Here is an 18,844-nt window from a genome sequence, read left to right as displayed (position 1 = left end):
CCGGCGGCGCGGCCGGCGGTGGCGCCCCTATCATGGCGCCCGCCGCCGGCCACGGCGCACATCATGAGACGAGGGAGAGTGACGCGATGAAGACGATCGACGAGCAAGCCGCCCTGCCTGCCGGCAGGGTGGACGCTGCCGCGGCGATGCTGCCGCCGGCGGCCAGCCCGGTGTGGCGGCTGGCGCTGCTGGGCATGCTGCAGGGGGCGGCGCTGTGGGCGCTGACCGAGGGGCTGCCTCGCCGCTACCAGGCGCTGACCCCCGTCCCGCTGTGGACGGCGCTGCTGTATGCGGTGCTGGCGCTGCCGATGGCCGGCTACCTGTCGGAGCAGGGCTTCCGCTCGCGGCGGGCCCGCGTTGTCGTGGTCGCAGGGCTGGGCTTGCTGTTTGCGGCGCTGGGGGCCCACATCGGCGCCACCGGCAGTGAGCTGCACGGGCTGTCGCATGTCGGGCCGGCCCACCTGCTGCCGGCCGGCGTGCTGGGCTTCGTGCTGCTGTCGCTGGCGGCCGGCTTCGATACCGTGCGCCGGCGCTTCGACTACCCGCGGCTGTTCGAGCTGGCGTGGCGCAATGCGGTGCTGGTGCCGGTGGCGGCCGCGCTCACCGGCTTGCTGTGGGTGCTGCTCGGCTCGGGGGCGGCCTTGTTGCACAGCATCGGGATCAAGGCGGCTGCCCGCCTGTTCGCCCAGCCGGCCTTCATCATGGTGGTTTCGGGCGGGAGTTTCGGCCTCGCCTGTGGCCTGGTGCTGCAGCGCACCGACGTGCTGCTCGCCCTGCGGCGCTTCGCCCTGTCGCTGACCACCTGGATGCTGCCGCTGGCATTGCTCTTTGCGGTCATCTGGGTGCTGGCGCTGCCGTTCACCGGCGTGCAGCCGCTGTTTGCCACGCGCAGTGCGGCGATGTACCTGTGCTGGTTCGGGGTGCTGTGCGTCACCTTCGTCAACGCCGCCTGGCAAGACGGCCGCGAGGCACCGGCCCTCTTGCGGCCGCTGGTGGTGGTGGCACCGTGGTGCTGGCTGGCCGTGCCGGTGCTGGCGGTGCTGGGCGACTGGGCCTTGTGGTTGCGCATCCAGCAGCACGGCTGGACCCCCGACCGTGTGTGGGGCGCGCTGGTGGCCGGCCTGGTGACGCTGTATGCGCTGGGCTACAGCGCCTCGCTGCTGGCCCGCAGGGGCTGGTTCGGCCTGCTGCCGGCCACCAACATCGCGGCGGCCATCCTGCAGTCGCTCGCGCTGGTCGCCTTGCTGAGCCCGCTGGCCGATGTGCGCTGGCTGTCCACCGAGAGCCAGGTGGCACGCCTGAAGAGCGGCCAGGTGGACCCGGAGGACTTCGACTGGGAGTTCCTGATGCGCAAGGCCGGCCCCTATGGCGAGGCTGCCGTGCAGGCCCTCGCGCGGGCCACCGGTGGCGACGACCGCCAACACCGCCTGGCCGCCGCCGCCGCCGCTGCCTTGCGCGATTCGCCCGGCACGCAGGCGGCGCCGCCACGTGACCTGGAGCGCGAACGCCGCGAGCTGCGCGAGCAACTGGCGGTGCTGCCGCAAGGGGAGTCCCTCGACGCCGACTTCATCGAAGCCATGCTGGCCGACCACACCGATGATCAGCTCCGCCACTGCCTCACCCGTGCAGAGACCTGCCTGGCCTGGCGGGTCGACCTCAACCAAGACGGTCGGCCGGAGGTGGTGCTGCTGTCCGAGCAGCATGGCCAGGTGCAGACGCGCATCCATCACCGCGGCACTGCCGGCTGGAACGTCCTGGACACCTTGGGCGGCGGGCCGGGCACGTTGGCGCAATGGCGCGAGCGGCTGGCGGCGGGTCAGGTGCAGGTGGTGGCACCCCAATGGCAGGACGTGCTGATCGACGGGCAGCGGTTGCGGGTGTACCGGTAGGGGGCGGTCCGACGCCGGGGCGCGAGGCGGCGTCAGAGGATCACGGTGGGTGTCTGGGTGCGTGGCCGCGTGCTACGCGGGCGGAAGCCGGCACCCAGGGCCCGCCAGGACGCCGAGCTTGCGCCGGATTTCAGCGGTGACATCGGCAGCGCTGATGCCCAGCTCTTCGTGCGTCAGCACCAGCCGGTCCAGACAGTGAGGCGACCAGCCTTCACCGTCGTCGTCAAGCGCGAGCCATGACGATGGTTCCCGTCGCTGGACATCTCTGAGCACCTGCACGCCCCGTGGCATGGCATCGAAGAGGCAAAGGTCCATCTCGCTATGGAAGGTGGCGCCGACGACGCGCGCCCGCAGCGCCTCGGGCAGTCGTTGCCTTGCGCGCGAGTAGCTGTACACACGCACCCAGCTGGTGCTGAGGACGATGCGGATGTGAGGATAGGGCTGGAGCAGGTGTTCCAGCAGTTCGGCATGCTGGAACAACCGATACTCCCGCGGTGCATCGATGTACGCCCCTCGGCGGGGGTGCCAGCGGACGTTCTCGTGATGCAGCACGCCGTCGAAGTCGAGATAGAGGACCGGGGCGGCGCGCCCGACAAGCTCCTTCATGCCTTGCTTCCATGGGGCCACGAGGTCGATGATATTCGCCCCGCGAGCTTCGACGCGGCGGCGTGTCGCGGCCCGGCAAGCGCCCCCTGCCATGCCAGGCGATGCCGTCGACATCGACCCCTGCGGGCTGCCAGGACGAGCGCACTTGCCGGCGATCACCGTCAAGCCGGATGAATCCGGCAACAGGACATTCGGCGTGTCAAGGCATCGACAACATGCGCGGTCCGTCCCGAAGGCCGTGGAGCCGGCGCTCGACCGCATCGCACTCTCAAGCGAGAGTGCCAGAGCGGTCGGCACGTCATGCGCCTTGCGGGAAGATGCGGCTGCGAACCCCCCCATCCAGCTCGTAGAGGAGCACATCCAACCGGCCCTTGCCCGCTAGACGGGCCGGCAGCTGCCGCAGGATGCCTTGTACTTCTGGCGTCGAGCGCTCGATCGCCCACCGGATCTCGGCATGGCCGATCTCGGGATCGCCAGCCTGGGCCAGTTCCCACGCCAGCGCGGCATAGGCGGGCGGGCAGAGTAGGTGCTTGGTCTGGTGGGCAGTGGCCAGGGGATGGGTGTAGGCGACGGCCGCCGCCAGGCTGGCGGCGCGGGCGGCTGCCGCAGCAGCCGGGTCACCGGCCTCGCCGGCGGCGGCATACGCCGCCCAGGCGAGGGAGCGCAGCCGGGCCGTGCGCTTGCCGCCGGAGGCAAACGCCCGCAGGCCCTCAATGGCGGCACGGGGCCGGGCATCTGCAGGCACCTGCCTCTCGTAGACCGGCAGCGCCCGCTCTGCGCAGTCGGCCGCCCAGCTTCCCAGGGCCCGCAGCGAGTCCAGTTCCAGCGTGATCGATGTGGACGCACGGTCCATCCCTCACCTCCTTGCGCTTCAAAAATCCAGGGGGGCAGCGGCTGCAGGCCCGGCCTTCCGGCAGAGCACCGCCGGCGCCGACCGTTCGCCGCCTGCCAGCATCGCCGGTGTCCTCCGATGGGGGCGGGGGCCGGCCTTGTCGTCAGGCAGCCAGGTCGCTTCACTGCGCGCACGCCTCCCGCACGCAAGCGCGCAGCCAGCGGTGCGCCGGGTCGGCGTCCATGCGAGGGTGCCAGAGCAGCGAGACGGTGAACTCCGGCTGGGGCACCGGCAGGGAGAAGCTGTGCATGCCGGCCCGCAGCCGGCCGGTGTGCCGCTCGGGCACCGTCGCGATGAGGTCCGAATCGCGTGCCAGTGCCAGCGCGGCCGAAAAGCCACCGACGATCGCGACGATGCGCCGCTCCAGCTGCAAGGCCAGCAGCGCCTCGTCGACAGGCCCCTTCTCCGCACCTTGCCGCGAGACCAGGACGTGCTGGCCCGCGGCATAGCGCGAAGGGGTCGTCTCGCCCTGGCACAGCGGGTGGCCCATTCGCACGACGCCCACCATGCGGTCGCGGAACAAGGCCTGCGCCCGCAGCTCCGGCCCGGTGGCCTTGCCCACCACCCCGGTCTCCAGGTCGAGCGAGCCGTCGCGCAGCGGCGTGCTGTCCTTGTCCGGCTTCGGCACGAAGCGCAGCCGCACGCCCGGCGCTTTCTCGGTGATGCGGGCCAGCAGGGCAGGCCCGAAGTTCTCCACGAAGCCCTCGCTGCTGCGCAGGCTGAAGGTGCGCACCAGCTTCTTCAGGTCAAGCCTGGTGGCCGGCCGCAGGGCGGCTTCGGCGTCCTGCACGAGCTGGCTGACGCGCTCCCGCAGTTCGAGCGCCCGCGGTGAAGGAACCAGCCCGCGCCCGGCCCGCACCAGCAGCGGGTCGCCGGTGGTCTCGCGCAGGCGCGCCAGCGCGCGGCTCATCGCCGAAGGGCTGAGCCGCAAGCGGCGGGCAGCTCCCGCCACGCTGCCTTCGGCCAGCAAGGCATCGAGCGTCACCAGCAGGTTGAAATCGGGTCTCGACATTGCAACGGTCTGCGAAAAAGTGAAGGTGATAGGGCGTCAGACGCACGAATGAAGTGCAGATGATGCGTCTTCCGCCATTCCGGGCAAAGAACTATCGTCCAGACGGCTCCACCTTCGGAGTCGCCGACAGGTCGAATTCATGTTGAGAACCTCAAGAACAGAAGATGAAGCGGCGGCAGCGCCTGCACACGGAGCGCGCTCCGTCCGCTTTGCGCTGGCCGGTCTTTCGCTGTGCATGCTGCTGCCCTCGCTGGGAACCAGCATTGCCAACGTCGCCCTGCCGACCCTGGCCAAGGCCTTCGATGCCCCCTTCCAGCAAGCGCAATGGATCGTCCTGGCCTACCTGCTGGCCAACACCACGCTGATCGTCAGCGTCGGGCGGCTCGGCGACCTCACCGGGCGCCGGCGCCTGCTGATGGCCGGGGTGCTCCTGTTCACGGCCGCGTCCATCGCTTGCGGCCTGGCACCGACGCTGTGGCTGCTGGTCGCGGCCCGCGCGGTGCAGGGGCTGGGGGCGGCCATCATGATGGCCCTCACCCTCGCCTTCGTCGGCGAGACGGTTCCGAAAGCCAGGACCGGCAGCGCCATCGGGCTGCTCGGCACGATGTCGGCCATCGGCACGGCGCTCGGGCCTTCGCTGGGCGGGGTGCTGATTGCCGCGGTGGGCTGGCAGGCCATCTTCTTCATCAACCTTCCGCTCGGCCTCGTCGCCTGGCTGCTGGCGCGCCGCTGCCTGCCGGCTGGCCACCCGGCGCCGGCCGCCGGCGGGGCGCGGCTCGACCTGCCCGGCACGCTGCTGCTCGCGCTGACACTGGCGGCCTACGCACTGGCCATGACCCTGGGACGAGGCCATGCCGGCCTGCTCAACCTGGCGCTGTTGGGCGCCGCGGTGCTAGGCCTGGGGCTCTTCGTGCTGGTGGAGAGCAGGGCGGCGTCGCCCTTGGTGCCCCTGCCGCGGCTGCGCGAGCCGGTGCTGGGCGCCAGCCTCGCGATGAGCGCGCTGGTGGCCACCGTGATGATGGCGACCCTGGTGGTCGGCCCGTTCTATCTCGCCGGTGCGCTGGGCCTGGGGGCCGCCGAGGTCGGCATCGTCATGTCCATCGGCCCGATGGTGGCCGCGCTGATGGGGGTGCCGGCGGGGCGCATGGTGGACCGGCTCGGCGCGCCACGCGTGAGCATCGGCGCCCTGGGCGGCATGGCGCTGGGTTGTTCGGCCCTCTGCGTGGCGCCGCTGGCGCTCGGCGTGGCGGGCTACCTGGCTCCGGTCGCGCTCACCACCGCCTGCTATGCCCTGTTCCAGGCCGCCAACAACACCGGGGTGATGGCCGACGTGCCACCGGCACAGCGGGGTGTCCTCTCCGGGATGCTCAACCTCTCGCGCAACCTGGGACTGATCACCGGTGCATCGGCGATGGGCGCGGTGTTCGCCGGGGCAGCGGGCGCGGCCGACCTCCGAAGCGCGGATGCAGCTGCACTGGCCACCGGCATGCGGGCGACCTTTGCCGTCGGGGGGCTCGCCATCGTGGTGGCGCTGGCACTTGCCGTGGCGAGCCGGAAGGTGGTGCGGCGTCTGGCGCGCCGGCAGGCCTGAGCAGCGACGTTCCCGTGCTGCCGCTATGGGGCGCGCGCGGTGCAGTCCCGCACGTACAGCGCGGCGTGCCGGGAGTCGTCCCGCGGGGGCCATGCGGGAACAAGGCAGCCCGGCCTGTCCGCGCCCTCCAGACGAGCCCGGGCCTCGTGGCCGCCGGCCGCCTCCAGCCGGTGGCCGGCCTGCTGCCGCAGCTGTGTCTGGCTTCAAGGACGCGACCCGCAAGGGTGCGCACAATTCCCTCTTCGCAAAGTACACGCGACCGGCACTGGCAATGTGTGTATCCTGAAAAACAGCAGACACGCGAAGCCTGTCGTTCCGAAGGTCTTCTTCCCTTCCCCGTTGCGCCCGCGGCGGGTCTTGGTCGAATCCCCGTGATGGATCGCTTGGCGCCTCTCAGCCGCGCGGCATGGTGCTGGGCGGCACTCCAACGAGGAGACCGACTATGACGACTCAGACCGGCATCGTGAAATGGTTCGATGCAGGCAAAGGCTTCGGCTTCATCGCGCCTGACAACGGTGGCAAGGACCTGTTCGCGCACATCAGCGAGATCAAGGGCACGGGGCAGAAGACCCTGGCGGAGGCGCAGCGTGTCGAATTCGAGGTCACCCAAGGTGTGAAGGGGCCGCAGGCCTCGAACATCCGCGTGGCCTGAGACTGCTTCAGCTGGCGCCGGGGTTGGCCCTTCGCCAGGGGCGCGTGCTTCGGCGGCCTGCCCCGATGCAGGTGCTCCCGGCGGTGACGGCGCAGCGACATCCGCCTGCCCGCCTCCACCTCCTGCACGCCCCGGGCCGACCCACCGGGCCGACGGCCTTGCATTCGCCTTGCCGCGGCCGGCGCTCCTGCCACCCGCAAGGTGCCGCCCGCGAGGCCATCGCTTGGTCGACAAGACGTATGGAGTGACTGATCTCATGCACCCGAAACCCCCTCCACCGCTGCCGGACCGCGAGCGGGCCGAACTCGCCCGGCAGGGTGCCAAGGCCGCTGCACGGGGCGATCCGTCGAACGCGAACCCGATGGACCAACCGCAGAACACCCCCGGCACCACCGGCGAGTCACCGAAGACCTGGCGGCAGCGGCATGACGCCTGGCAGGCCGGGCACAGCGTGCAGTCCACTTCGCAGGACCGCCATGAAACCCCCCCGGGTGAACAGCCCGACGAGCAGGACTAGGCCGGCCCGGCTCGGCGACAAGGAGATGCGATGAAGCCACCTTTTGACGAATCGAACCTGGAGCGCGACGGCGCGCGCGCGGCCCAGGCCGACCACAGCTGGCGGGCCAACCCCTTCCTGCAACGCGAGAACATGCCGGGCGCCACCGGTGAGACCTTGCGCGAATGGTCGCGCAAGCACGACGCCTGGCAACGCGGGTACGAGGGCCACGACGCCGATTCGCCGTCGACGCCCAAGGAGGCGCTGCCCTCCGAGCTGCTGGCCGACGTGGTGGAGGACCGCCTCCGGACCGTCCCCCGCATCCGGGAAGCCTTGCAGCAGGGTTTCGCAACCCTGCGCGTGGCGCTGCCGCAGCCGCATGCGCGTGACGCCGCGGGCCGCAACTGGGACCTCGAAGGGTTCGAGTGTGGCACCTTGCAGGCCGACGATTGCGACGCCGAGTTCAGGTCGGTCGTCGACGCGCTACGCGATCGCTACGACCTCGCCGGCACCGGCGACCGCTAGGGTCCGCGCACGGCAGGGCAGATCCCCCGCTGCCAGCTGAACAGCCGGGTCCCCCCAGGGCAGGGCGGCAAGCGCCGCCGTCGCTCACGGGCGCGAGGCGCAAGGCAGGCCGCCACCACCGCATGCGGCCCTGCCCAGCATCGACCCGATCGGGTGGCATCCGCGACCGCAGCACGGCTCCTGCGCCCGGCACCTTGCCAGCGGCAGCATCCGCCCGGGCGCAGTGCTATCCGGGCCCCATCGGCCGGGTCGGCAGAACACGGTGGATCTCGTCGGCCAACGCGAACAGGTCGATCGGCTTGGCCAGGCAGCCGTCCATGCCGACGGTCAGGCAATCGTGCCGGCGCAGCTGGCTGTCGTCGGCCGTCGCAGCGACGATGGGAAAGGGCGGCAGGGTACCGATCTCCTGGCTGGCGCGCAGCCGTTCGGTGGCTTCCAGTCCACCCATCACCGGCATGTCGATGTCCATCAGGATCATGTCTGGCGGCTGCTGGCTGCAAAAGGCAAGGGCATCGGCTCCATTGGAGACCACCGCCACCTCGTAGCCCAGGGCCTCCAGCTGGCCACGGGCCACCAGCTGGTTGACCATGCTGTCGTCCACCACCAGCACCAGTCCGCTGTACGGCGTGTACAACGGGCTGGGCGAGGTCTCGCGGGACTCGGTGGTCGATGTGCGCCGGTCGACGTGCGCGGTGAAGCGTTCGAGTTCCTGCGGGCTCAGCGGCAGCAGACGGATGTCCACCGGCGTCGCTCCACGGGCCTGCACCGTGGGCGAACCGGCCAGCACGGCCAGCACGGTCCACATCGAAGGCACGGCCGCGGCCATCGGCTCCATGTGCGCCAGGTCGAGTTCGCTGAACTCCGACACCAGCAACAGCATCGGAAGGCGCTGCCCACCATCTTCTGGCGCATGAACCAGCGCGCGCGCCTCCTGCAGCGAGCGAAACGACTGCATGCGCCAGCCCAGGCGGTGCAGGCGCCGTCCGACCGAATCCATGCTGCCGGGCACCGGGCTCACCAGCCACGCGAGCGCGCCGGCCGCGTCCGGCAGCGGTTCGGCGCCGGGAACTTCAATGGCCGCAAAGCGGGTTCTGAGCGTGATCACCTGGCCTTCGTGCCCGGCGTCCACGAACTCCACCGTACCCGCGCTGGCGGGACAGCTGCCGGTGGCCCGCGAGGTGCGGTCGCCGGGCGTCGGCAGCGGGTGCAGCTGCAGGCGCTGCAGGACCTGTGCGACTGCTTCGGCCGTGGCCTTGACACCCGTTCCGGCGGCATGGATGACGACCTCGCTCACGCCAGCGATGGGCGGCTCGACCTCCGCGCTGAACATGACGAAGCCAGCCTCGAGGCAGTCCGTCATGCCAAGCAGGATGCGATGGATGCCGGCACGGGTGCCAGCGTCGCCGCCTGGCATCTCGACATACGGGCCGCGATAGTCGAAGTACGAGACCAGGCCTTTGGCGCGCGCCAGCGGCAGGACCTCCCGGGCACTTTGAGTGAACAGCTCGGAGAATTCCATCCCGGTCTCCTATCCCACAAGACGCGCAAGAGGCGCCCGCACCCGGCGCTGGTGCGGGCACTGGCGGTCGGGCATCGAAGGCACTCATGGCGCCGGATGGCCCTGCTTGCTGGCGAAGCGCCGGCCGGTGTGGGGAGGAGGCGGAACAGCAAGCCAGGGAGCGACTCGGTCTGTCCGCCGCCCGCCCGCCGCGGCCAGGCGCCGATCATCCGGATGGCCCCGGCACATGCCGCGCACCGAGCGGGAAAATGCCAGCTTGTCCGTAGTGCCCGGCAATCGGGAGTCCCAGTGGCCGAGCGTCCCCGAGAGTTCCCGAGAGGCCGATCGCAGGGTGCGATCACCGGAGCCTGGCCATCGGTGACGCGCCCGCCCGCATCGCGCGATGCGGGCGTCAGGCCCGATGGCGCGCGGCGGCGACAACGGCCCGGCGCAGCGGGGCCCACCGCGTGCGCGATGCGCCGGGTGCCGGGCACGGCCGCGCGAGCGACGCGATGTTGCTTCTCATGTGAAACTCCTCCAAGGGCTGTGGTCGGTCACGTCGGCAGTGCCACCGCGTCAGGCCATGGCAAGCGCACCGGCCCACAGGCCGTCCATCGACGGCGTCGCTTCTGGCGGCCTGGCCAGGAAGGTATCGACGCCTGCCGAGCATCACCCGTCGGGATCGGCGGTTGGGGGCTGAGTTGCGAGCGGCCATTAAGCGCGGCCCGGCGGCGCCACAGTCCGGCGACCCCGGGGCCCGGGCCGTCCATCGGATCGGGCGCGCACCGATGCCCGTGCCGGCTTGCCAGTGACCTCAGCTGGCTTGCAGCCTGCTGCGAAGGCGTCACACGAACGCAGGATGGACTGCCCTCGCACGCGGCCCATGCTCAGAGGCGCACAAGCTGTCGTTGATGTAATGCGTGCGGCAAGGGCATGCGGGCGAGCCGATGAGGCGGTCGACACAAGCGGCCGAGGACCGCTGCCTGCTTGCTTCGCAGCGCAGTGCAGCGCGAGTAGGCGAATGCGGTATGGGATGGCAAGGGAGGCCATGCCATGAAGGTCGCTGTTCTCTGGAGGGCAGTTTTCGGGATGGGCGCAGCCAGCCTGGCGCTGTGCCTCGTGCCGGGCAGTGTCGGCCTGCGGCACCGGGATGCACAGGCGATCTGTCACGTCCTGGGCGCCGTCTCGGCGCTTGTCTGCCTATGTGCCGGCGAGCGGGCCCGGTCCGCGACGGACGGCGCCTGGCTCAACGACGCCTGTTGCGCCTCGAAGCCTTGATGGCGCCGATGGAGGCGGCCGGGCGACTGCTTCGTCCCCGTCCCTGTCCGCGTCCACGTCCCCGGCACTGGCACCGGCACTGGCACCGGCACCGGCCGGTGCCGGTGCAGCCCGGCCGCGGCCCCACCCGAGGCCAGCCGGCGGTAGCAAGCACCCGGCCGCCGCGACCACGGTGCATGGCGTCCCCGGCGTGGCGAGCCCTGGGAAGCCACGGCGTTGCCGCCGTCAGCTCAGCTGGGGGCCGCCGAGGGGCGGGCCTGCAGCAGGCCGATGCGCCGCAGGCTGACGATCCCACCCCATGAGGCGAGCAGCGCCATCGCCGCCAGGCCCAGCAGCGGGGGCAGGGGCAGGTCCGCGGCGACCGGGGCCGGCTCGAAGCGCGGCAGCTTGGCAAAGGCGTCGGTGCCAAAGCGCGTCTCGCTGAACAGGTAGGGGTAGTAGAACCGTCGCAACCGGTCGTGGAATTGTGCAATGCGGTCCTGGTAGGCCAGCTCTGCCAGCAGGTCGGTGTTGGCATGGCGGTGCAGGGCCGCCTGCACGCCGACGGCCGGCAGCAGCCAGCCCAGGCGCTCGGTCCAGCGCTGCCTGGCCACCAGCCCGTCGCGGTAGGCGGCCACCTGGGCCTGCACACTTTCATCGCCCAGCTGCTGGAAGGCGAAGTACCACTTCCAGTGGAAGCCCGCCGGCAACGGCGCGGTTCCACGCCACTCCGGATGGCCCCGGAAGAACCGCTCCATCGTGGCCTCCCTGGGCTTGTCCCAGGCGCCGTGGACCGCCTCGCGCTGGCCCAGCATCAGCTCCACCCCTTGGTGCACCGGCAGCAGGCGCGCCAGCGCCGCGTTGGACAGGGTCGGTGCCACCAGCGTCAGCACCACCCAGGCTCCCACCAGGGCGGTGGCCTTGGCGGCCGAGCTGCCGCCCAGGGCCGCCACCCCGAGCGCCAAGCCGCTCCAGAACAGCAGGTAGGGCGCGGTGGCGAGCAGCAGGGTGAGGAGGCCGGCCGCAGGCGTGCCGCTGGCCAATGCGCCGGCGAGCGCCGGCGTGACCAGGGCGGCGAACACCAGCCCGACGCGCAGGCCGCTGCGGCGCAGCCACAGCCGCCTGCCGGTGCCTGGCAGCGCCAGCAGCGCTCCCAGCCGGCCGGCGGACCGCTCACCGGACACCAGGTCGTAGTGCAGCACCACCAGGAAGAGCGGCGCCAGGTACACCAGCACAAAGGCGAAGTCGAAGCGACCCGCCAGCACCAGCTCGGGATTGGTGCTTTCTCCCTCATGCAGCTGCGCCTGCAAGGCCAGCGCCCGCACCCTCAGCACATAGGGCGCGGCGTCGCGCAGGCCGAGCGCGAGGAAGGCCGCCGGTGACGGCGGGTCCCAGGTGCCGTGGAAGGTGTAGTAGGCGGCCGATCCGGCATCGCCCTTGGTGGCGTGCTTCTGCATCTCGGCCTGCAGTTCCTGCTGCTGCAGGCCCTGCACCCGTGCAATGGTGTGGCGTTGCCGCTGCACCTCGCGCAGGCCCGCCAGCACCGCCAGCGCGGAAAGACACAACAGCAGCAGCAGCGCGGCGGCGGCCAGCCTGGAGCGCACCAGCAGGCGCCATTCATGGACAAGCCAGTTCATCACGAGCTCCTTGCGAGTCGGCGGGTACCGAGGGCCAGCAGCCCGCCCAGCAGGGCCAGCCACAGCAGAAGTACGCCGGCCGAGGATGCGGCGCGGCCCAGCGTCTCAACGAGTGAGGGAGGCTCGTGGTGGAACTCCGCCAGCCCGTGCCAGTGCTGCCGGCTGATGCGATCGTCGCGGCTGGACCGGTCCTGGGCCAGGCTGAGCTTCTCCGCCTGCAACCGGTTGAGCGCCTGCACCAGCTGGAAGCGGTGCTGCTCGGCCTGCTCGACGAAGCGCCGGTAGTGGTGCAGGTCGGTGCCCGCGAGCGCCATCGACAGGCGGCGCAGTGCCAGCACCGGACTCAACACCGCACCACGGTCGACCCACAGCAGCTGCGCCGCCTGGCGATCGAAGCCAGCCGCTGCATGGCGCTCGAACAGCTCGCTGGTCAGCCGCTCGCCCTCCAGCGCCACCAGGCCCTTGTAGTTGACGGGCAGGTCCTCGATCCTCGTGACACCGTAGCGTGCCAGCACCTGCTTCCTGAAGCCGGCGAAATACGGATCGTCAGGGTCATGGCTGTCACCGATCGCCTTCAGCTCGCGGGACACCGCGATGTCGGTCTCCAGGCGCGTGGGCAGCGACAGGGTCGTTGCCGCCAGCTCGGGCGCCAACCGCGGCACCAGCACCACGCAGACCGACCAGATCGCCAGCAGCGCCAGCAAGGCATCGCGCCCGCGGCGGCACAGCGTCGACACGCCCACCACGCCGGCCACCCACAGCAGGAACCAAAGCCCGTAAGCCGCCCCCAGGCCGATCGCAGCACCGGCCCGGTGCGGGATGGCGAATGCCGTCCCTGCCAGCAGCAGCAGCGTCGGCGACAGCAGCATGCCGGCGAAGCCGAGCAGGGCCACCGCCTTGCCTGCCACCAGCCGCCCGGGCGCCACGCCCTGGGCCAGCAGCACCCGCAGCAGGTTCGACTCCCGCTCGCGCGCCACGCTGGCATGCCCCACGAAGATCAACAGCAAGGGGGCCAGCACCTGCAGCACGAAGGCCGGCGTCAGCTCACCGAATCGCAGCAGCAGCGAGGACTGGCGCACCTCGCCGAAGTTGGGGCTGTTCTGGCGATGCCCTTCCAGGAACAGCGTATGGCCGGTCTGGGCGTTGATGCCCGGGTCGAAGGCGGCCAGCGGGTCGAGCGGCCGGAAGACGAAGTGGCCGTAGTGCACCATGCGGTGCGGATGGCGGTCCGGCTGGGCGTCGAACTCCGCGTTCGCCCTCGCCTGGTAGCGCATGCGTTCGGCGGCCGCATGGCGCCAGTGCTCCCAGGACGTGAAGGCGGCGACGGCATTGAGCAGCACCAGCAGTGCCAGCCCGTAGAGGGCCACCCGGCCTCGCCAAAGCAGGCGCAGTTCCTCGCGGGCGATACGAAGCACGCCCTTCATCGCGCCATCTCCCGCCCGGCGGCATAGCGCCTGCGCAGCGACCGCACATCGAAGCGTTCGTCGCCGGCGGCCCGCACTTCCTCCACCAGCCGCCCGCCCTGGATGAAACCGATGCGGTCGGCCACGTCGGCGGCGCTGAGCAGGTCGTGCGTGACCATCAGGATGGCCACCCCCTGTGCCCGCAGCCCGAGCAGCAGGCGGTGGAACTCGTCCGTCGAATGCGGGTCCAGCCCCGAGGTCGGCTCGTCCAGCAACAGCACGGGCACGTTGCGCGCCAGCGCCAGCGCGACCGCGACCTTCTGGCGCATGCCTTTGGAGAAGCCCGAGACGCGCTGCCCGTGCGCTGGTGCCTGCAGGCCGGCGGCCTGCAGGAAACCGTCGATGGCGCCGGCGCTGTACGCCTGGCCGGCCAGGTCGAGGAAATAGGCCACGTTCTCGCTGGCGCTCAGGTGCTCGTAGAGTGCCACGTTCTCGGGAATGTAGGCCAGCTGGCGGCGCGCAGCGACGGGATCGGCCGCCGGGTCGATCCCGTTCACCCGCACCTGGCCGCTGCGCGGCTGCAGGAAGCCCAGGAACAGGCTCAGCGTGGTGGTCTTGCCTGCGCCGTTGCCGCCCAGCAGGGCGTAGATCTCGCCGGCTTGCACGGTGAGGTCGAGCCCTTGCAGGATGGGGGCCTGCCCATAGCCGGCCAGCACGGCATGGGCTTCGAGCCGGGGGGGATGCGCTGCGCCGGCCGCGGTCGGCGTGCTGTGGGGAGATGAGGTGTGCAACATGTGAACTGGTTCAGAAGCGGGACCGCAGTCCGAGCGTGATCGCCCGCGGAGTGCCGGGCGCCACCCAGAGGCGGCTGTAGGAGCTGGTGTAGAACGACCGGTCGAACAGGTTGTCGACATCGAGCGAGACGCGGGTGGCGGGCGTCACCTGCCAGTGGCCCACCAGCTTCGCGGTGGTGTAGGCCGGCAGGTCGAAGGCCGGGGTGCCGGCCTGGGCCTCGGCCTCGGTGTAGCTTTCCCCCAGGCGCCTGCCCACATGGGTGAAGCCGGCGCCCAGGCCCCAGCCCTGGCCGTTGGCGAGCACGTCCTCGTACAGGGCGAGGGCGCTGGCCGTCAGCTTGGGAACGTTGCGCAGGCGGCCGCCGACCTGCAGGCGGTGGTCCCGCGTCACTTCCACCTCGTTGAGCAGCAGGCTGGCATTGAGGCGCCAATGGCGGCTGAGCTGCCCGCCCACATCCACCTCCAGGCCGCGGCTGCGCACTTCGCCGGCGGCGGTCGAGTAGCCCGGATGGGCGGGGTCCGAGGTGAGCACGTGGCGCTTGCGGATGTCGAACAGCGCCAAGGTGGCGCCCAGCGTGCGCTCGGCGTTCTCCCATTTGCCGCCCAGCTCCAGCGCGCGGCCCTGCTCGGGTGAGAAGCCGTTGCCGCCCGCATCCGTGCCGGTGTTGGGGCGGAAGCTGCGCCCTGCATTCGCGTAGAGCGTCCACTGCGGCGTGGGCAGCCAGCTGAGGCCCAGGCGGGGGGAGGTGGCCGAGGGCTGCTGCCGTGTGGTGACGCCGGCGCGACGGTTGTCGAGCGACTGCCGGTAGTGGTCGAGCCGCGCACCCGCCACGAGTCGCAGCCGCGGCGTCAGCTTGATGGCGTCCTGCAGGTAAAGCGCGGTGTTGCGCTGGCGTTCCAGCGTGTCGATCGTCACGCTCAGCGCGGGGCGTGGCTGCCCGTAGGCCGGATCATGGATGTCGATGGCGTAGGGAGCGCCCGCTGTGGGATTGGCGCTCAGCGCCAGCGAGTTCATGCGGAAGCGGAAGCTCTCGATCCCCAGCAGCAATTCATGCTCGAGATCGCCGGTGCGGATCCTGCCCTGCAGCTCGGCCTGCGCGGCCAGGTCTTCCGAGTCGTAGTCGCGGAAGTAGGCCTGGCGCGACAGCATGCCGTCGGCGCGCAGCACGCCCGAGGCCTGCGTGGTCAGGCCGCGAAGCGAGGTGTCGAGGTAGGACAAGCCGAAGCGGCTGTGCCAGCCGGTGCTCCACTCTTGGGCCAGCGTCAGCTGGTGCCGCTGGTTGGTGAGCGTGATGTCGCCGTCGCCCGGCTCGCCGAGGAAGCGGCTGCGAGGGATGGCGCCGAGCCGACGGTTGACCGCGACGACGCCGCGGTCCATCGGGGTGGCGTGGTGGATGAACTCGCCGCGGTAGTCGAGCACGGTGTCACGGCCGAGCTTCCAGGTGAAGGCAGGGGCGAGCAGCCGGCGCCGGGCCTCCACATGGTCGCGGAAGCCGTCGCGGTCTTCGACCGCCGCGCTCAGGCGGTAGGCGAAGGCCGGCCCCACCGGGCCGGTGCTGTCCACCGTGGCCCGCCTGAACCCGAGGTTGCCGGCCTGTGCCTCCACGACATGCGCGGCCTTCCAGCGAGGCCGCTTCGACACCAGGTTGAGGGTGCCGCCCGGCTCGCTGCTGCCGTAGAGGGCCGCCGCCGGCCCCTTGAGGAACTCGATGCTCTCCACATTGACCAGGTCGCGCGGGGCGGCATAGCCCCGGTTGGCCGCGAAGCCATTGAACAACATGGCCAGCCCGGTGTTGTCATGGCCGGGCAAGCCCCGGATGGCGACGTTGTCCCACAGGCCACCGAAGTTGTTCTGGCGGGACACGCCGCCGACATAGTCCAGCACGTCGTCGAGCCCGGTCGCGCCGAGATCGCTGATGGATTCCTGGGTGATGACACGCACCGACTGAGGCAGCTCCCGAAGCGGGAGCTGGCTCTTGGCGGCGGCAGCTTCCTCCGCGTGGTAGGTCCGCGGCGCGGCCCGGCCACGCACTTCCACGGCGGGCAGTTGTGCGGGTGAAGCGCCCTGCGCGAAGGCAGGGCCGGGGCAAAGGCTGAGGGCGACCGCGCCCAGGGCAAGGGGGCGCAGGCGCAAGCCAGCACAGGGAAGCAGCTTCCCTGGCAATGGATAGGCGTTCATGAATGAGGCGTGGACAGACGGCCGCCCGCGCATTCAAGCTGCGCAGCGGCTCCAGGACGGGATGACGCCTCGTGGCCGGGGGCCCACGAGAGCGGCGCTTGGCAAGGTGCGGCTGCCGGGCGGCAGGCCGCGCTTCAAGCCAGTGGCGGGCCGCGAGGGGACGCGGGTGACCAGGCCCGGTGCGCCGGGAAGAAGGCCTGCGGCTTCGGCGTTTCGTAGGACGCGGGCGACACAAGGACGCCCGGCCACAACGCGGCCCCGTCCGGCACCATGCCGGCGAACTGCGCGTAGACCGCACACCACTCGCACTGTTCGTAGAGGTCGGGGTCTTGCGCGGGACGGCGGCTGCCGGCCTCCGCCTGCAGCTCCAGCGCGCTGGAGGCCAGGCGCTTGATGTGTTCGGCCTGATGCAAGGGCAACGCCATGGCCGTGTTGAACCACACGGCCAGGAGCAGGAGTCGAAGCAGGAGGCGTTGCATGCGATGGCGAGAGCTGGCCGCGATTCTATTGAGAGATCATTCTCATTTAAAGAGGGGCGTCGCGAGCGCGTGGAGGCCGGCGGACGAAGCGGTGGGCAGGGGGTGCACGCCCAGGAGCCTGCGCTGTCGGCCTGCCAGGAGGAGGGCGCCTATCAAACCGGGACAAGCGCTCCGCTGCGCGCGGCGGCGACGCGGCAGCTTGCGCCGGCCAGCTTGAATACCGTTGGCACCGCGGAGGATTGCCGCAGCGCAGCCCCATTGCGCCGCGGCATGCCCGCTGCGGGTGGCGGCCAGGCGGCATAATTTTCGTGGGGATGGAGTGCAGGAGGGGAAATGCCGGCCGTGGGGGCCATGGCACCGCTGCGGCTTGCATCCACCGCAGGAAGTCAAGATGTCCGAGTTGCGGCAGGAGCCCGTCGCCCTGGCGGCCGATACCGACCACCCCTATGTTCAGCAACTCAGCTTCATGCGCGATGACGGCCGGCCGGCGGCCGGGCCCGCGCTGCGGGCAGGGGCGGTGCTGGCTTTCCTCGCAGCGGCCGCGGTCAATGTAGGGCTGGTGGTGCAGCGTGGCGGTGGCGGCGCCGAAGCGACCGGCGCGGCCATCGGCACGCTGATATGGCCGATGGTGGCGGTCGGCATCTACACGCTGGTCAGCCATCGCGCCAACCAGCGACGGCGCTTCAAGGTCTTCCTGTTCAGCTGCCTGGCGCTCCTGCTGCTGCCCGCGGCCACCTGGGGCGGCGTTCGCCTCTACGCCCACTATGTCGCCAGCGCCGACATCGAGGGGCTTTCCATCGAACAGCTGCAGGCGCGCAGCGAGAACTGCCTGCGCCACAGCGACCTGGAATGCGCGGTCGGGCTGTGGCAGCGCTATGCCGAGCTGCATCCACAGGACGGCGCTGCCCAGGCCCGCCTTGCGCTGGCCCTGGCCCGAACCGGGCGGCATGCCGAAGCCCTGAAGCATTTCGAGCAGGCGCTGGCCCTCGGGGAAGGCGCCTACGACCTGTTCGCCTTCTACGCCGAGAGCCTGGCTGCCCTCGGCCGCATGGAGGAAGCGATCGACTGGTTCTACAAGACGCTTGCCATTGCCCCGGACCTGGTCGACGTGCGCGGGCGGCTGGCCAAGCTGCTGCTGGCCCGCCAGCGTCCGTACGAGGCGCTGTCGCTCCTGCAGGCCTACGACGTCCGCCGCGAGGCGGCGGGCCGGCCCGGCTACTTCGCGGCGCAGCGCATGAGCATCGAAGCGAGCCTGGCAACGTCAAGGGCTGCCGGTGCCGATGAGCGCCTGCTGCGCTTGCCGATGTACGGAGGTCACTACTATGCGCCGCTGAAGCTGGGCAAGGGTGCGCCGGCCGGCTTCCTGGTCGACACCGGGGCCAGCGTCACCACCATCAGCCCGGAGCTGCTAGAGGCCGCGCACGCCGACTACCGTGAAGTGGCGTCCCGGGTGGAGCTGCGTACCGCCGACGGGCGCAAGGTGGCTGCGCGGAGCATCTTGCTGTCCTCGGTGCGCATCGGTCCTTTCGAGGTGAAGGACATGCCCGCGGTGGTTTGCGAGAACTGCCAGCTCCTGCTGGGGCAGTCGACCTTGTCGCGTTTCGATATTCAATCGGTGCGTCGGCAGGGGATGGAGTTCCTGCTGCTGCGGCCGCGCTGAGCCCGCACGAGCGGTCGGGCCCGGCAGTGGAAGCCCGCATGGCCGTTCGAGGCAAGACCGCTGATCCACTGGCCGATGCAGTCCGCGGTTCGACGCCTCGCTGCGCCGCTTGCAACCACCCCTGTTGGAGGGGGCGGCCCTGTGGCGGGAGCGCTTGAAGACGCGTCCGGTCCGTCTCCTGGGATGAGCTGCCTTGTGGCTGCCCACGGTGCGCGGCCTCACGCGGCAGCCTGTTCACGGAGCCGGTGGACGAGCGCTCCTTCCCCCGCCCCCC

The 18,844-nt window shown here is 70.9% G+C and carries 15 protein-coding genes; 6 read left to right on the top strand and 9 right to left on the bottom strand.

Annotated elements, in window-relative coordinates; translation table 11 throughout:
• Positions 1–86 precede the first annotated feature (86 nt).
• Entirely contained in the window at positions 87–1,889 is a 1,803-nt protein-coding gene (locus tag N7L95_RS25450) for a DUF4153 domain-containing protein (protein WP_301260421.1), read from the top strand.
• Between the two features lie 72 nt (positions 1,890–1,961).
• Here N7L95_RS25450 and N7L95_RS25445 read toward each other — a convergent pair whose 3' ends face one another.
• The 3 genes from N7L95_RS25445 to N7L95_RS25435 form a co-directional block, all read right to left on the bottom strand.
• Positions 1,962–2,495: an HAD domain-containing protein gene (locus N7L95_RS25445; protein WP_301260420.1), complete on the bottom strand. Its 534-nt coding sequence runs from the start codon at positions 2,493–2,495 to the stop codon at positions 1,962–1,964.
• Between the two features lie 298 nt (positions 2,496–2,793).
• Entirely contained in the window at positions 2,794–3,348 is a 555-nt protein-coding gene (locus N7L95_RS25440; RefSeq protein ID WP_301260419.1) for a putative immunity protein, read from the bottom strand.
• Between the two features lie 160 nt (positions 3,349–3,508).
• A complete protein-coding gene (locus N7L95_RS25435) occupies positions 3,509–4,399 on the bottom strand; it encodes a LysR family transcriptional regulator (RefSeq protein ID WP_301260418.1) in 891 nt (296 codons plus the stop codon).
• 139 nt (positions 4,400–4,538) lie between these two features.
• On the opposite strand from N7L95_RS25435, the gene N7L95_RS25430 reads away from it, so the two are divergent.
• The 4 genes from N7L95_RS25430 to N7L95_RS25415 all read left to right on the top strand — a co-directional run bounded on the left by N7L95_RS25430 (position 4,539) and on the right by N7L95_RS25415 (position 7,663).
• Positions 4,539–5,990 carry an MFS transporter gene (locus tag N7L95_RS25430; protein ID WP_301260417.1) on the top strand — a complete coding sequence of 484 codons (1,452 nt, stop codon included), beginning with the start codon at positions 4,539–4,541 and terminating at the stop codon, positions 5,988–5,990.
• Between the two features lie 442 nt (positions 5,991–6,432).
• On the top strand, positions 6,433–6,642 hold the full coding sequence (locus N7L95_RS25425) for a cold-shock protein (RefSeq protein WP_301260416.1): 210 nt from the start codon (positions 6,433–6,435) through the stop codon (positions 6,640–6,642).
• A gap of 256 nt (positions 6,643–6,898) precedes the next feature.
• Positions 6,899–7,159, top strand: coding sequence for a CrpP-related protein (locus tag N7L95_RS25420; protein ID WP_301260415.1), 261 nt, complete (start codon positions 6,899–6,901; stop codon positions 7,157–7,159).
• Positions 7,160–7,189: 30 nt separating this feature from the next.
• On the top strand, positions 7,190–7,663 hold the full coding sequence (locus tag N7L95_RS25415) for a CrpP-related protein (protein ID WP_301260414.1): 474 nt from the start codon (positions 7,190–7,192) through the stop codon (positions 7,661–7,663).
• 226 nt (positions 7,664–7,889) lie between these two features.
• Here N7L95_RS25415 and N7L95_RS25410 read toward each other — a convergent pair whose 3' ends face one another.
• The 6 genes from N7L95_RS25410 to N7L95_RS25385 all read right to left on the bottom strand — a co-directional run bounded on the left by N7L95_RS25410 (position 7,890) and on the right by N7L95_RS25385 (position 16,910).
• A complete protein-coding gene (locus N7L95_RS25410) occupies positions 7,890–9,182 on the bottom strand; it encodes a response regulator (protein ID WP_301260413.1) in 1,293 nt (430 codons plus the stop codon).
• Between the two features lie 1,487 nt (positions 9,183–10,669).
• Entirely contained in the window at positions 10,670–12,055 is a 1,386-nt protein-coding gene (locus tag N7L95_RS25405) for a DUF3526 domain-containing protein (RefSeq protein WP_301260412.1), read from the bottom strand.
• Complete coding sequence (locus N7L95_RS25400) at positions 12,055–13,479, bottom strand: ABC transporter permease (RefSeq protein WP_301260411.1); 1,425 nt, start codon at positions 13,477–13,479, stop codon at positions 12,055–12,057. The genes N7L95_RS25405 and N7L95_RS25400 overlap by 1 nt, the downstream gene beginning before the upstream one ends.
• Complete coding sequence (locus tag N7L95_RS25395; RefSeq protein WP_301260735.1) at positions 13,476–14,249, bottom strand: ABC transporter ATP-binding protein; 774 nt, start codon at positions 14,247–14,249, stop codon at positions 13,476–13,478. The genes N7L95_RS25400 and N7L95_RS25395 overlap by 4 nt, the downstream gene beginning before the upstream one ends.
• 13 nt (positions 14,250–14,262) lie before the next feature.
• Positions 14,263–16,431, bottom strand: coding sequence for a TonB-dependent siderophore receptor (locus tag N7L95_RS25390; protein WP_301260410.1), 2,169 nt, complete (start codon positions 16,429–16,431; stop codon positions 14,263–14,265).
• 134 nt (positions 16,432–16,565) lie between these two features.
• Positions 16,566–16,910, bottom strand: coding sequence for a DUF2946 family protein (locus tag N7L95_RS25385; RefSeq protein WP_301260409.1), 345 nt, complete (start codon positions 16,908–16,910; stop codon positions 16,566–16,568).
• Positions 16,911–17,301: 391 nt separating this feature from the next.
• Here N7L95_RS25385 and N7L95_RS25380 point away from each other — a divergent pair, with 391 nt between their 5' ends.
• Complete coding sequence (locus N7L95_RS25380; RefSeq protein WP_301260408.1) at positions 17,302–18,570, top strand: retroviral-like aspartic protease family protein; 1,269 nt, start codon at positions 17,302–17,304, stop codon at positions 18,568–18,570.
• The last annotated feature ends 274 nt before the right edge of the window (positions 18,571–18,844 follow it).

It is taken from the genome of Eleftheria terrae (genome assembly GCF_030419005.1).
GTDB lineage: Bacteria > Pseudomonadota > Gammaproteobacteria > Burkholderiales > Burkholderiaceae_C > Caldimonas > Caldimonas terrae.
Note: the sequence above shows the minus strand (reverse complement) of the source record. Positions and strands in the feature narration are given on the sequence as shown.